Source organism: Mesorhizobium sp. WSM3864, from assembly GCF_002294955.1.
Lineage (GTDB): Bacteria > Pseudomonadota > Alphaproteobacteria > Rhizobiales > Rhizobiaceae > Mesorhizobium.
Map to the genome: position 1 here is coordinate 112,892 of NZ_NSGD01000002.1, position 14,248 is coordinate 127,139.

At 62.7% G+C, this 14,248-nt stretch carries 10 protein-coding genes; 7 read left to right on the forward strand and 3 right to left on the reverse strand.

All coding sequences use genetic code 11. The annotated features are described in order from the left end of the window. Window positions 1-232: 232 nt before the first annotated feature. On the forward strand, window positions 233-523 hold the full coding sequence (locus CK215_RS04870; RefSeq protein ID WP_127215833.1) for a hypothetical protein: 291 nt from the start codon (window positions 233-235) through the stop codon (window positions 521-523). 34 nt (window positions 524-557) lie between these two features. Here CK215_RS04870 and CK215_RS04875 read toward each other — a convergent pair whose 3' ends face one another. Then, on the reverse strand, window positions 558-1,508 hold the full coding sequence (locus CK215_RS04875; protein ID WP_170950225.1) for a glycosyltransferase family 2 protein: 951 nt from the start codon (window positions 1,506-1,508) through the stop codon (window positions 558-560). A gap of 257 nt (window positions 1,509-1,765) precedes the next feature. Between CK215_RS04875 and CK215_RS04880 the strand changes: the two genes are divergently transcribed. Both CK215_RS04880 and CK215_RS04885 read left to right on the forward strand, forming a co-directional pair. After that, complete coding sequence (locus CK215_RS04880) at window positions 1,766-5,005, forward strand: DUF6212 domain-containing protein (RefSeq protein ID WP_095830286.1); 3,240 nt, start codon at window positions 1,766-1,768, stop codon at window positions 5,003-5,005. A gap of 107 nt (window positions 5,006-5,112) precedes the next feature. After that, window positions 5,113-5,889 carry an OmpA family protein gene (locus CK215_RS04885; RefSeq protein ID WP_095830287.1) on the forward strand — a complete coding sequence of 259 codons (777 nt, stop codon included), beginning with the start codon at window positions 5,113-5,115 and terminating at the stop codon, window positions 5,887-5,889. A 192-nt stretch (window positions 5,890-6,081) separates the two neighbouring features. On the opposite strand, the gene CK215_RS04890 is transcribed toward CK215_RS04885, so the two are convergent. Continuing rightward, on the reverse strand, window positions 6,082-6,531 hold the full coding sequence (locus CK215_RS04890) for a DNA polymerase III subunit chi (protein ID WP_066995722.1): 450 nt from the start codon (window positions 6,529-6,531) through the stop codon (window positions 6,082-6,084). Between the two features lie 6 nt (window positions 6,532-6,537). Beyond that, complete coding sequence (locus CK215_RS04895; protein WP_095830288.1) at window positions 6,538-8,064, reverse strand: leucyl aminopeptidase; 1,527 nt, start codon at window positions 8,062-8,064, stop codon at window positions 6,538-6,540. A gap of 349 nt (window positions 8,065-8,413) precedes the next feature. Between CK215_RS04895 and lptF the strand changes: the two genes are divergently transcribed. From lptF to CK215_RS04915, 4 genes are all read left to right on the forward strand, one after another. Beyond that, complete coding sequence (gene lptF / locus CK215_RS04900; RefSeq protein WP_095779171.1) at window positions 8,414-9,613, forward strand: LPS export ABC transporter permease LptF; 1,200 nt, start codon at window positions 8,414-8,416, stop codon at window positions 9,611-9,613. A 2-nt stretch (window positions 9,614-9,615) separates the two neighbouring features. Beyond that, a complete protein-coding gene (gene lptG, locus CK215_RS04905; protein ID WP_095830289.1) occupies window positions 9,616-10,698 on the forward strand; it encodes an LPS export ABC transporter permease LptG in 1,083 nt (360 codons plus the stop codon). Further along, window positions 10,698-13,112 (forward strand): LPS-assembly protein LptD, encoded by a 2,415-nt coding sequence (locus CK215_RS04910; protein ID WP_170950226.1) that lies wholly within the window; start codon window positions 10,698-10,700, stop codon window positions 13,110-13,112. Before lptG ends, CK215_RS04910 begins: the two co-directional genes overlap by 1 nt. Before the next feature lie 206 nt (window positions 13,113-13,318). Then, a complete protein-coding gene (locus CK215_RS04915) occupies window positions 13,319-14,245 on the forward strand; it encodes a peptidylprolyl isomerase (RefSeq protein ID WP_066995711.1) in 927 nt (308 codons plus the stop codon). The last annotated feature ends 3 nt before the right edge of the window (window positions 14,246-14,248 follow it).

Sequence of the window (14,248 nt, forward strand, 5' to 3'; positions counted from 1 at the left end):
GACGTTCGAAATCTGAACTCGACATGCTGCCGGTTCGCCTGTTTTTCGGCGCCGCATTTCTGCGGCCACGACGCGATTCAGCCCCGTCGGCGAGAAATAGCCTTCACAGGCCCAAGCAGCCGCTCAAAGTTAACCATCTCTCAAGCCGATTTCTTCCGCTATGGTTGACAAATTGCTAACAAATCAATAGTATCAACAGCCTATGGGGTGTGTAGTGGCAAGGGTGGGCGTAATGCGTAAGATACAGTCGCTACTTCTGGGCGGACTCAGTCTGCTCGGGTTGAGCGTCGCGTTTTCGAATGCGGCGCAAGCGCAAATCGAAGTTGCTCCAATCAAGGAAGCCGAGCTCGCCTGCGAGCAGGCCCTCAAGATCGGCACCATCGAGGCGCTAGAGGACTACCTGCATCGTTATCCGAATGCGCCAACGGCCTGCAAAGCGCTTGCTTTGAACAGCCTGTCGCAGTTTGCCGGGGGCGGTGGGAACGGCAATGGCGGGGATGGCGGCGGCCGCTACGGCGGATAATTGCCGGCCGCATTTTCGCCAATAGATCGTCAGATCAGCTGGCCGCGGTTTCGTGTAACCGCGGCCAGCCCGTCGCGACGAATTCGGCGTAGCGATCCGAGGTTTTCATCCAGCCGAGTTCCACGAGCTGGGCTGTGTCGCGATAGCGCACGGACCGGTCGTTGCGAAGCGAGAGCTTCGGATTGAGCTCCAGTGCTTCCATATAGGCGGCGCGCTCTTCGAGCGTCTTTTCTTTCAGTTGCGCATTCTCGCCTAGCGAGGATGCCGATTTCTGCTGGAAGCCCCAAACAAATTTGAAGTGCAGCAGCGCGACGCGGAGTTCGCTGAACCGCACCTTGCTGATGGTGTGCTGCGCCGCGTGATAATGTGTGTCCCTGCTCCACCGCACGATCGGCACCTTGGTCAGGCACGGTGGAAAGGTCTGCTTGAAGCGGCCGCGCCAGAAAACGCGCTCGCGCACCCCGCCGAACATTTGCTCGGGAGGATAAAGTCCATCCCGAGCGCGCAACCACCCCGGCTCCGGATCGAAATAGGGGGATGCGTCCACCAGAGGGATGCTGCCGTCGTAGCTGCATTCCGCCAACGGTTCGTCCGCGTACATGTCGATCATGGATCCGATCACAGCTTCGGCCCCGGTCGACTCGAGATAGTTGAAAAGCCGGCGCAGGCTGACGCGCTCGAGATCGGGATAGACGAGAAGCTCGTCGGCATCGACGGACAGACACCAGTGGCCGGAGCCGAACACGCGCATCAATGTGTTGATCCATCGCGGCGGGGTGATGTTCTCTGCGAAATGCGACCCCTCTGTGTGGAAACAATGGCTGTCCGGCTGCTCCAGGACTAGTTCTCGCGTCCCGTCCGTCGAGCCGTTGTCCAGGAAGAAGAACCGGTCGACTCCGAGCCTTCGATAATGTTCGAGAAGATGCGGCAGCAACGTCCTCTCGTTGCGCAGTGCAACGAAGCACAGAATCTCGTCCTTGCGCAAGTCAAGCGGCCTATGGTCCAGCCGCTCAAGGTGTTTTGGAGGTCGATGGGCAAGCATGCGAACGCCAATCAATACGGTTTGCGCGAGGAGCCTGGACAGGCTTGCGATGATTATCCCGGTCAGACGATTATCAAAGTGTTATCCACCTGTTGGCAAGACTGCTGCGGCTGAGGATCGAGGGGGACCGATTGAAGGTTGGTTCGAAGACGGGCGCAATCTCTACGCCTAAGCGGCAGTCAAGCCACAAACCCCGCAGGGTGTGTGTCGTTTCCGAAGTCGAGTTCGGCTCGACGGTTACCGCTGATCCAGGGTCGGCGACATATGCGCTGGCGCAGCATCTGGCGAAAATCGGCGACACGGTCACGCTGCTATGGGTGCCGAGCCCGCTCGGCAGCCAGCCCGACGAGCAGGAAATCGACAGGCTCGCCAAATGGAGCTTCGATAATTTCCTGGTGCGGCTCGAGCTGCTGCCCCGGTCACCCGAATTGCTGCGTGGCCTCGAGTCCAGCGACAAGAATTCCGTAGCCGTCTACCACTACCTCAAACAGAGCCCCTTCGATGTCGTCTATTTCGCGCTTGAAGGCGGGCTGGCGCATTTCCCCACCGTCGCCAAGCGCACGGGTGTCTTTGCCGACCCTCCCATCCTCGTGGTGCTCGCGCATGGGCCGCTCATGTGGGATCTGGAGGCTAACGCCAGGGCGATCGAACGCAAGGAGCAGATGACCGTCGCCCATATGGAGAGGACCTCCGCCGAGACCTGCGACCATCTCGTCGTCACAGGCCAGTCCCTGCTCGACTGGATGACCAAGGCGGGGTGGAGACTGCCGGCCAGCCAGCACATCGCGACGCCGTTGCAGCCGGAGGAGTGGCGTTCGAACTTCGCCGTCGATCACTACCGGCCCCGGGAAAAACCGGCCGCCGAGGTGGTTCATTTCTCGGGCACCAAGACGCGAAGCGGACTGACGCTGTTTTGCGACGCACTGGATCGCCTGGCCGAGAATGGCGTGACGGACCTGGCCGTGACGATCGTCGGCGCATTTGGTCATGTGCTCGGCGAGCATTCGGGCGGCATGATCCTGCGGCGCGCCCGGCATTGGCCCTTCAAGCTGAAACTGCTGCCCATCCGGGACGAGCCCGAGATCTTTCGTTACCTGCGGCAAAGCCATGCGCTGGTGGCAATCACGCACTCGGCCGCGCAGCTCCCGCTGGATGTGGTGACGTGCCTTGACGAGAAGATCCCGTTCGTCACGACGGACGTCGGCAGCATACGCGGGCTGCTTCAGCCGGAGTCCGCCGAGGCGGTCATGGTGGAGGCATCCCCCTCCGCGATCGCGGCCAAGATCCAATCCGTGCTCGAGAGCCGCTCGTTCGGTCCGGCAAAACCGTTGCTTGACCGGGAAGCGCGCGAGAAGGCTTGGAGCAAACTGCACGTCAAATTGTGCCGGCATCCGGCCAGAGCCGACGGCCCAAGCCGGAACCGCAGCCGACCGCCGCTGGTATCCATCATCACGGCGCACTACAATCGGGCGCGGCTGTTGCCGCAGGCGATTGCCTCGGTCCGGCGCCAGGACTACCCCAATATCGAACTGATCGTCGTCGATGACGGCAGCACGGATCCGGACGCAATTCGGCTGCTCAATGAAATCGAGCCCGAGTTCGAGCAACGCGGCTGGCGGATCATCCGGCAGAAGAACGGCTTCCTCGGCAAAGCGCGCAACACCGGTATTCGCGCCGCCAAGGGGTCCTTTATCCTGTTCCTGGACGACGACAACGCTCTCTTCCCCAACGCGGTCAGCACGTTCGTGGCCGGCATGCAAAAGTCCGGCGCCGATATCTGCACGACTTTCGCCAAATGGCTCAACGAGCCCTTCGTGCCGCCGGACACCAAGAGCGGCTATATGCTCTACTTTCCGGTCGGCGGTCCGCCGGACATTGCGCTGATTACCAATCCGTATGGCGACGCCAATGCGATGTTCCGGCGCGAGGTGTTCGACAAGGTTGGCTACCTCAACGAGGAGCGCGGCTTTTCGGCGAGCGATTGGGAATTCTTCCTGCGCGCCGATCTCGCGGGTCTGGAAATCGTCACCGTACCGGAGCCGCTGTACTGGTACCGGTCTTCGCCGGCCGGCATGAACCGCAATGCCGAGTGGCTGAGGAATCGCCGGCCGATCATCGATGTGTTTCGAAAGCACAAGTTCGCGCACACCGACATGTTCGTGCAGCTCGGCATCAGCTCGAACACTGCCGATCATGAGAAGGACCTCAACCTCTGGAACCTTGAACTGCGCGTCAAGGACGAACGGTATCTGCGGCTGAGCTCAGCCTCCCCCAACTCCGCGGACGCAGTGCAGTTGCTGGCCGAGATTGCGGCGCGAGAAGGCAGGGCCGATACGGCCATTTCGCTGCTCGCTCACGCCGGACGGTCCGACTTCACGCTGGGCGTCGTCGAACTGCTCAACGCCGCCGCTGAAGAAACAGTGCCGGAACTCCATTCCTCGCTCTACAGCGAGCGCTACCTCCCGGTCGAAGCCCTGCGCCGCGCCTATGTCGGCTCGCATCCGGCTGCCGATGCGGATCTCTTGAGCTATGTCGAGCAGTCGCCGGACCAGCTGTTTGTCCAAGCCACCGCCGGCACCGTCTCAATGGCGCTGCTGAAGGGCGTCTGTCCGGCGGGGACGATCAGCGCCAGCTGCTGGGTCTATCTCGATGAGGCACTGACCGCACCGGCGCAGTTCCAGATCGCGATCGTGGACGCGGAAAACCAGACCTTTGACCAGCTCGCCCGGCTCCTCGAGGATGGCGACGGGAACGGTTGGGCCGATGTCAGCCGCCCGCACGAACCACGCGAGATCGCAACGGGCGTCCACTCGCCTGCTCCCGGCAGACGCGACCTGCTGCTCGCCGTCAGATGCGGAGGCAATCGGCCGGACGCTCGGGTGCTCGGGGGCTTTTCAAGCATTCAGGTCCGAAATGTGGTTTCGACCGGCGGGAAGCACCCGCGTCTCAACGCGCCGCAAGAACGTCAACGCATGCGGCGGCTGACCGGCGAGGAGCTGAAGCGCGCAGCGCTTGTAACGAACTATCCGTCCGAGTTGCCGGCATTGCTGGTCGCCGGGGACAATGGCGGTATCTTTTTGCGGCCGAGCATCCATGGCCCGGTTGTCGCCGCCCTCAATTCGACTTTCCCGACCTTTGCCCGCAGTGTCATCGCTACGGTGGAGATCGCCCACGAGGATGCCTCGCCGTTCGAATTCGCCATGGCGCTGGGCCGGCCGGAGGAAAAGCTGGTCTGGAAAAACGACGCGCCGGTCGGCGCGCTGGCATTCTCCGGATGGACGCGGATTTCGAAACCTTTCGAGTTGCACGATTTGAAGGTTTCCGTCCGGGAGATCGACCGCAAATGGCTGACCATCTATCTGGCCATCAAACTGCCGCGCGGTTCGAAGCCGATGCCGTCCAACGCCTTCTGGCGCAAATTGCTGCTCCTCTGGGACTGAAGGGCGGGAGCCCGCCAATCGCGCGAACGTGACCTTTCATGGGTGCGAATCAGAGGTGCGAAGTGCGATAAGAACAGATCGGGTCAGTGTGGAAGGGCGCCAAAGAAATGAAAAGTATTGTCGGCCTTGTCCTGGGTCTTTTCATCATTCCCGTCAGCGCCGCATTTTTCACAGCCGCCGCCCAGGAGCGCGACGTCGGGCCGAAGTGCACCCAGTGGAACTCGTACCGCGTCCTGTTCAAAAAGGGCGACGGCAAGATTTCCCACGAAACCGCGAAAGGGCTGGCGGCATTCGTCAAGGACGCCGGTCGCGATTGCGGCTACCGGCTCTACGCGACGGCCAGCAAGGAAGGCGCGTACGACAAGGCGGACAGCATTGCCGGCCAAAGGCTGAACGCCACACGCGCGTTTTTGAAAGCGCAGGGCGTCAAGCCCGAAATGGTGCTGGCGCTTTCTCATTGGGTCGACGATAGCGCCAGCGATAAGAACCAGGCGCGGAGCGCTATCCTGTATACCTTGCCGAAGCAAGGGATCTCCTGCCGGCAGTATGAAAAGCGAAGCCCTGCCCAGGTCGCCCTCTTCTTCGACAGCAGATCCTCGGTGATTTCACCCCCGGTCAAACGCGACCTCGAGAAGTTCGCCAACAGCATCAAGGATTCGCGTTGCAACGTGGAACTGACGGCATTGGCCGCCAAGGAGATCACGGGCGCCAATGCGGCAAAGGCGAACAAGACTCTCGCCAAACAGCGGATCAAGGCAATCATGGACATTCTAAGCGCAGCCGGTATCGACAGCGACCGGCTGGTCGATACGAATGTTGAGTATGTCGGCGACAAGAAGCCGAATACCGCCAAAAATCGCATGGCCACCGCATCGCTGATGTAGCGCGCCTGCCGCCGGCGAATGTTACGAGTTTGAAACGCCACCCGTGCTCGGTGGGGAAATGTCCGTCGAGCAAATCAAGAAGACTTCTTCAGGGTCAAAGTGCATATCGCCGGCCAAATCCACCGACAGGTGAAGGACCTTCCACCCAGCACGAAAATCAACAAGGCGACGATAATCGACCGCTGATCACTCTCACGCCTTGCGCTCCCAGCGACGGTCGGGCGTCTGCTGCCAGTAGGTCACCGCGTGGCCGGCTTCCTTCATCGTCTTCCAGTGGCTGCGCGCGCCTTCGAGCTGCGCTGCGTCGTGGCCGTCGAACAGGAAGACGGCGCGCTCGTAGCCCGAAAGCTCGGGCGGGTGCGCACCATCGACCAGGAAGCGTATCTGGGCAGCGTTGGGATTGCCCTCCCCCGTGGTGAGCAGGATCGGCTGCTCGGCCGGATAGGCTTCGCGGTCGGTGGCGTGCGCGAGGAAGGAGTCGTCGCGAAACGTCCACAAATGCTGGTCGAGCGCGTCCCGCCGTTCCTCCGTGCCGGTCTGCACGACCGCGCGCCAGCCGCGCTCGACACTGCGCTCGAGCAGGCCCGGCAGGGCTTCCTCAAGCGTCGATTCGGTCAGGTGGTAGAACAGGATGTCGGCCACGACAGCTTACCCTTCGTAATGGTCGCGTACCAGCCTATCGAGCAGCCGCACGCCAAAGCCGGAGCCCCAGGATTGGTTGATCTCGCTCGCCGGCGCGCCCATCGCGGTGCCGGCGATGTCGAGATGCGCCCAGGGCGTGTCCTTGACGAAACGCTGCAGGAACTGCGCGGCGATGATGGCGCCGCCATAGCGGCCGCCGATGTTCTTCATGTCGGCGTTCTTGGACTCGATCAGCTTGTCGTATTCGGCGCCAAGCGGCATGCGCCACAGCCGCTCCTGCGTCGCTTGGCCGGCGCCGAAAAGCCTGCCGGCCAGCTCGTCATTGTTGGAAAACAGGCCGGCATAGTGCTGGCCAAGCGCGACCATGATGGCGCCGGTCAGCGTCGCCAGATTGACCATGAATTTCGGCTTGAAGCGATCGTTGGTGTACCAGAGCGCATCGGCGAGCACCAAGCGGCCTTCTGCGTCGGTGTTCAAGACCTCGATCGTCTGGCCCGACATCGAGGTGACGATGTCGCCCGGGCGTTGCGCATGGCCGTCGACGGCGTTCTCGACCAGGCCGATGACGCCGACGATATTGGCCTTGGCTTTGCGGGCGGCCAACGCACGGATCAGCCCGGTGACCGCGGCGGCTCCGCCCATGTCGCCCTTCATGTCCTCCATGCCGGAGGCCGGCTTCATCGAATTGCCGCCGGTGTCGAAGGTGACGCCCTTGCCGATGAAGGCGATCGGCGCGTCCTTGGCCTTGCCGCCCTTCCATTGCATGACGGCCATGCGGGCGCCGCGCGGCGAGCCCTGCGCAACGCCGAGCAGCGAGCCCATGCCGAGCTTCTTCATCTCCTTCTCGGTGAGGATCTCGACCTCGACGCCAAGGCCTTCCAGTTCCTTCGCGCGAGCGGCGAACTCGACCGGACCGAGCGTATTGGCCGGCTCGTTGACGAGATCGCGCGCAAGCAGCACGCCTTCGATAACGGCCTCTTCCGCGGCGAACGCCTTCTTGGCGGCGGAAGGGTCGGCGCAGTGGATGGTTATCTTGGCCGGCTTTGCGGTTTCGGCCTTTTTTCTCTCCGCGCCCTTGGCGTCGGACTGGCCGTCTTCCTTGTCCTTCCTGGTCTTGTATTTGTCGAAGCCGTAGCTGCGCAGCAGGATGCCGGCGGCAAGGTGCGCCGCCTGCCTGCCGTCCGGCTGGAGGTCCGGAAGATCGAGGATGACAGCGACTTCCACAGCCTTGCGCAGCGCGGCGGCAACCGCGCCGCCGAGCTTCAGCCAGGCGTAGTCGTCGAGGCTTGCGACCTTGCCGGCGCCGACGGCCACCAGCCGGTCGACAGAGGTTCCCTCCGGTGCCAGCACTTCCACCGAGCTCGCGAACTTGCCGGAGAAATCGGCGACCGGAAACGCGCGCGCCAATGCGCCAGCCGGGTCGCAGGCCTTCGCGGCATCGCCAAGGCCGCCGCCGTCGGCCGCAAGCACGAAGACGCTGCCTTTTTTGGGCGCGGCGAATTTGGCGAAGGCAATCGAAGGTCTCGAAGTCATCAGATCCTGCTTCCGGGGTGAGGCGCCGCGAACCGGCTTTCAAGCGTGCGCGACATTTGGTCGTTTTCGGCCATTTGGCAAGACTTTGGCCGAAATCGCTGTCTATATCGCCCCCGAAACCAACCAAGGATTCGTCGCGGCGGAACGCAAGCTTCATGCCGCAACCTGTTGTTAACCATCAATGTTTCGCATTTCTTATTCATTGACGCGGAGACTCCGCCGCGCCGGGCGCGTGGCGTGGAGAGGACAAACCAGATGAGCCGCCTATGGACCCGGTTGTGCAGGCGTCGGCGGATGACTACCTTGTCGGCGGGCATGATGCCGTTCGGCACAATCGAGAAAAGCCTTCATGAAGGTCGTTGAACGCTACATCATGCGTCGCGCTACCGCGATGTTCCTGGCGGCGCTGGCGTGGACACTGGCGATCGTGTGGACGACGCAGGTGCTCGCCAAGATCGATTTGGTCACCGACAGCGGCCAGTCGGCGTTGACCTTCTTCGAAGTCGCGGCCCTGATCATCCCCTCGATCGTCCCGATCGTGGTGCCGTTCGCGCTTGTGGTCGCGGTGGCGCAGACGCTGAGCGCCATGAACACGGATTCGGAGCTGGCGGTGATCAACGCCGCGGGCGCCTCGCGTTGGGCGATCGCGCGGCCGATCCTTCTGCTGGCGCTGGCGGCCAGCGTCTTTTCCTTTGCCGTCGATAACGGCGTCGATCCCTATGCCAGGCAGAAGAACCGGCAGCTGGTGGCGGCCTCGCGCGCCGACCTTCTGTCACTGATCATCCAGGAAGGCACCTTCCGTAAGATCGACGACGGCCTGTTCCTGCAGATCGGAGAACGGCTGCCCGACAACAAGCTCGGCGGCATCTTCGTCGCCGATTCGCGCGAGGAAGGCGCCAACCTCACCTATTACGCAAAGACCGGCAGCATCGTCGAAAAAGGCGACGAGAAGGTGCTGATGATGAATGACGGCGTCATCAACCGCAAATCGGTGACCGGCGACCTTTCGGTCATCCGTTTCACCTCCTACGCCTTCGACCTGTCGGCCTTCATGTCGGCGGCGAACGAGATCACGCTGCTGCCCAAGGACCGGACGACGCCATACCTGCTCGACCCGGATCCCAACGACAAGATGTACCAGCGCAATCCGGGCAGCTATACGGCCGAGGTCAACCAGCGCTTCTCCGAATGGTCCTATTCGCTGGTCTTCGCGCTGATCGCGCTTGCGGTCGCGGGCGACGCGCGCTCGCACCGCGAGGCGCGCATCCATCCGCTGATCACGGCAATCGCTATCGCCCTTTTCGTCCGCTGGCTTGGCTTCTTCGCCGCCGGCAAGGCCGACAAAGTCTGGTACTACGCCTATATGGTCTACGCCGTTCCGATCGTGGCGTCGGCGGTCTCCGCCTGGTTCATCGTCTCGTCGCGGAGCATGGAACTGCCCGCCGCCTGGGCCGACTGGATGACGAATCTCGCCGGCCGCGTCAGCGAGGGCTGGACGGCGCTCAAGCTGTGGCTCGCCCGGCGCGGCACCTCCGGCCAGGGAGCCTGACGATGGGCTGGACGCTGGGCCGCTACTTCTTCTTCCGCTACGTGTCGATCACCATCTGGTTCTTCCTCGGCCTTCTGGCGCTGGTGTTCCTGATCGATTTCACCGAACTTTCGGGGCGCACGACCGGACTGCCGGGCTTCACCTACGGCACCGCCTTCGCCATTTCGGCGCTCAGGATGCCGATGATCATGCTGCAGACGGTGCCTTTCGTCGGGCTGTTTTCGGCGATGGCGACGCTGGTCTCGCTCAACCGCCGCTACGAGCTTGTCATCGCGCGCTCGGCCGGGGTTTCGGCCTGGCAGTTCCTGTTCCCGTGCTGCGTCGGCGCGCTGATGTTCGGGCTGCTGTCGGTCGGCGTGCTCAACCCGATCGCCGCGCACGGCTTTTCCTGGTCGGAGCAGATGGAAAACCAGTTGCGCGCCGGCAAGTCGAACGCCGTCGCGGAGGACACGACGCCCTGGCTGAGGCAAAAGACCAACTCCGGCGACACCATCATCGGCGCCCGCGCCATCCTCAACCAAGGACTGGAGATGGCGGACGCGGTATTCTTCGTCCTCGACCAGCAGGGCAACATCATCGAGCGCAAGGACGCCGCGCGCGCCTTCCTGCGCGACGGCTACTGGGAATTGCAGGACGTCAAGCTGTTCAAGGACGGCAACATCCGTGCCGAGACCTCCGACCGCGTGGGCACCAACCTCAAGCCGGAATTCGTGCAGGAACGCCTGGCGCGCCCGGAAACCATCCCGTTCTACGATCTGCCGGCAAAGATCGAGGTTGCCCGCTCCTTCGGCCTCAAGGCAAATGCCTTCGCCATGCAGTTTGATTCGCTGGTGGCGCTGCCGTTCCTCCTCGTCGCCATGACGCTGATTGCGGCAACAGTTTCAATGCGATTTGCGCGGATGGGGCAGTCGGCGACGATGATTCTGGGTGGCGTCCTGGCCGGCTTTCTGCTTTATGTCGTTTCGGTACTGGTCAAGGCATTCGGGGTCGCCGGATTCGTGCCTACAATGGTGGCTGCATGGGTTCCGGTTGTCGTGGCTATGTTCTTCGGGGTGACTTTTCTGCTATACAAGGAAGACGGCTAGTGAGGGAGGCTGGTTTGCGCAGCCATAGGCAGGCCGGCCTGGCACGCCTTTATGGGGCGACAGCCTTGGCATGTTTGTTCGCTTGCGTGGTACCGACGGTGCCGGCGCTGGCGCAGACCATCACGGCGAAGCCTGTTCCCTCCGGCACACAGATGCTGCTGGCCGCCGATACGCTCGTCTATGACAACGACAAGCACACCGTGACGGCCGTCGGCGGCGTGCAGATCGACTATGGCGGCAACAAGCTCGTCGCCCAGCGCGTCGTGTACAACCGCGACACCAAGCGCCTCGTCGCCAGCGGCGCCGTCGAGCTCATCAACAGCGACGGCACCAAGATCAATTCCGAGCACATCGACATCACCGACGATTTCGCCGACGGCTTCGTGAACGCGCTGCGCGTCGAGACCGTCGAGAAGGCCTATTTCGCCGCCGAAAGCGCCGAACGCATGGGCGGCGTGCTGACGACATTCCACAACGGCATCTACACCGCTTGCGAGCCTTGCGAGGACAAGCCCGACTCGGCACCGACATGGCGCGTCAAGGCGAGGAAGATCATCTGGAACGGCGAGAAGAAGACGGTTCGGTTCGAGAATGCGAATTTCGAGTTCTTCGGCTATCCGCTTGCCTATTTGCCAGCCTTCGAGATCGCCGACCCGACGGTCAAGCGCAAGAGCGGCTTCCTGATCCCCGGCATCGTCTACAACAACAACCTCGGCGTCGGCCTCAAAGTACCCTACTATTTCGCGCTCTCGCCGACCTATGACCTGACCGTCACCGGCAGCGGCTTCACCAAGCAGGGCTTCCTCGGCGAGGCCGAATGGCGTCAGCGCTTCAACAATGGCGAATACAGCCTGAAAATCGCCGGCATCAATCAGCAGGATCCGGACGCCTTCATCGGCACGGGCAATCGCTTTACCGTCGATTCGGGAGAGCCAAACGATCCCAACAAGTTCCGCGGCATGATGGGCACCAAGGGCCAGTTCGCCATCAACGAGCGCTGGAACTTCGGCTGGGACGTGCTGCTGCAGACCGACAAGAATTTTTCGCGCACCTATAACATCGACGGCTACAACGACCTCGTCCACCAGTCGTCGATCTATCTGACGGGCCTGAGCGACCGTAATTATTTCGACGTCAGGGCAATGCGGTTCGAGGTGCAGGAAGACACGCTGTCCAGCGACCCGACGGCGCGCTCCGCCAAGCAGCCCTGGGTGCTGCCGTCGTTCGACTACGCCTATATCCCCGACATGTCGGTGGCGGGCGGGCAGTTGTCGCTCAACGTCAATGCTCGCGTCATGAGCCGCGACCGGCTGGACGCGGTGCTGGCCAATCCGCTCGACGACACTTCCATCAACAACGTGCGCGGCCTCGAGGGCCAGTCCAGCCGGCTGACGGCGGAGGCCGAATGGAAGCGCACCTTCACCACCGATGACGGACTGCAGCTGACGCCGTTGCTCGCCTTCCGTGGCGACGCCGGCTATGTGTCGACCACATCCGAATCGCTGGCGGCGGTCAACCAGATGGCGGCGAATCTCGGCGAGGATGTCGACATGCGCTCCTCGCTCGCCCGCTACATGGCCACGCTCGGCCTGGAGATGCGCTGGCCGCTCCTGTTCTCGATGTCTAACTCCAGTCATGTCCTGGAGCCGACAGCGCAGATCTTCGTGCGGCCGAACGAGCAATATGTCGGCGGGCTGGCCATTCCGAACGAGGACGCGCAGAGCTTCGTCTTCGACGCCACGACTCTGTTCGAGCGCGACAAGTTCTCCGGCTACGATCGCATCGAAGGCGGCACGCGCGCCAATGTCGGCTTCCGCTACTCCGGCGCCTATGGAAACGGCTGGGGCACCAACGCCATCTTCGGCCAATCCTACCAACTGGGCGGCGAGAACTCCTTCGACGCGCCGGACCTCGTCAATGTCGGCGCCTATTCGGGCCTGCAGACCGCCAAGTCCGACTATGTCGGCCTCATCGGCTTCAACAGCCCGAGCGGCTTCTCCGGCTCGCTCAGCGGCCGGTTCGACGAGCAGACATTCGAGGTCAGGCGCGCGGAGATCAAGGCGGCCTATTCCGGCCTGCCGGTGTCGCTCAGCGCCAAATATGCCTTCATCCAGGCGCAGCCGCTCTACGGCTTCGCCACGGACCGCCACGAGGTCACGCTCGGAGCCTCTACGCACCTGGCCGAGAGCTGGCGGGTCTTCGGCACCGGCACCTACGACCTGGAGACAAGCGTCCTGGTTAAGGACGGCGTCGGCTTCGCCTATAACGATTCCTGCTTCACCTATGTGATGACGTTCTCGCAGACGCGCGATACGGTCACCAAGGAGGTGTCGCAGAATATCGGCTTCAACCTGTCGTTCCGCACGCTCGGCGATTTCGGCTCGTCGACCAGCGGCGTCGACACGATCCAGTAAGCGGAGGCAGCGCCGGTCACGGCGTGCGCCGTCGCCGGCGTGAAGCTTGGATTGGCGCGTGATCCTTCGAAAGTGGGGCCGATTCTCGGGGGCATGCGCCGGCGACATTGTTTCGCCGCATAGGACGGGCATGGGGTCGACCACATAGCGCATGCGTTCGGAGGACGTGCGGCGCCGTCGTGGCGGATAGGAATTGGGAAGGTGAGATGAGGAAATACCTGTTTTCGGCAGGATTCGCGCTGCTGGTGGCGGCGACCTCGGTTTCGATCGCGGCAATGACGCCGCCGGCATTCGCCAGCCAGATCAAATATGTCGTCAACAACATACCGATCACCACCGGCGACATCGCCCATCGCGCCGCATTCTTCAAGCTGCAGCGCAAGAAAGGCGACGCGGCCAAGGAAATGATCGACCAGACGCTGCGGCTTGCCGAGGCCAAGCGGCTCGGCATCCGCATCACCGACCAGCAGGTCGACGCCGCCTATCAGCGTTTTGCCTCCAACAACAAGATGCCGCTCGCGAAGCTCGACGCCGTCATGGCGCAGTCGGGCGTCACCAAGGAGCATTTCAAGGAGTTCATCCGCGCGCAGATGGCCTGGAACCAGGCGCTTGGCGCGCGCTACCGCTCCGGCGAGGGTGGCTCGGTGACTGAGCAGGATGCGGTCCGCCGCATGCTCGACAAGGGCGGCTCCAAGCCGAGCGCCACGGAATATATGCTGCAGCAGGTCATCTTCGTGGTGCCCGCTTCCGAGCGCTCGGCCACGCTTGCCAAGCGCAAGCGCGAGGCCGACGCCATGCGTGCCCGCTTCAACGGCTGCAACACCACGCGCGAATTCGCCAAGGGGCTGATCGACGTCACGGTGCGCGATCTCGGCCGCGTGCTGGCGCCGCAATTGCCGTCGGACTGGGCCGAGCAGATCAAGGCGACCAAGGTCGGAGGGGCGACGCCGACGCGCGAGACCGAACGCGGCGTCGAGTTCATCGGTATCTGTTCCTCGCGCGAGGTTTCCGACGACAAGGCCGCCCAGATGGTGTTCCAGGCCGAAGGCGGCAGCAACGACAAGGACGCCGACGAGCTCAGCAAGAAATATGTCGAGGAACTGCGCAAGAAGGCCACCATCGTCGAGCGATAGGCC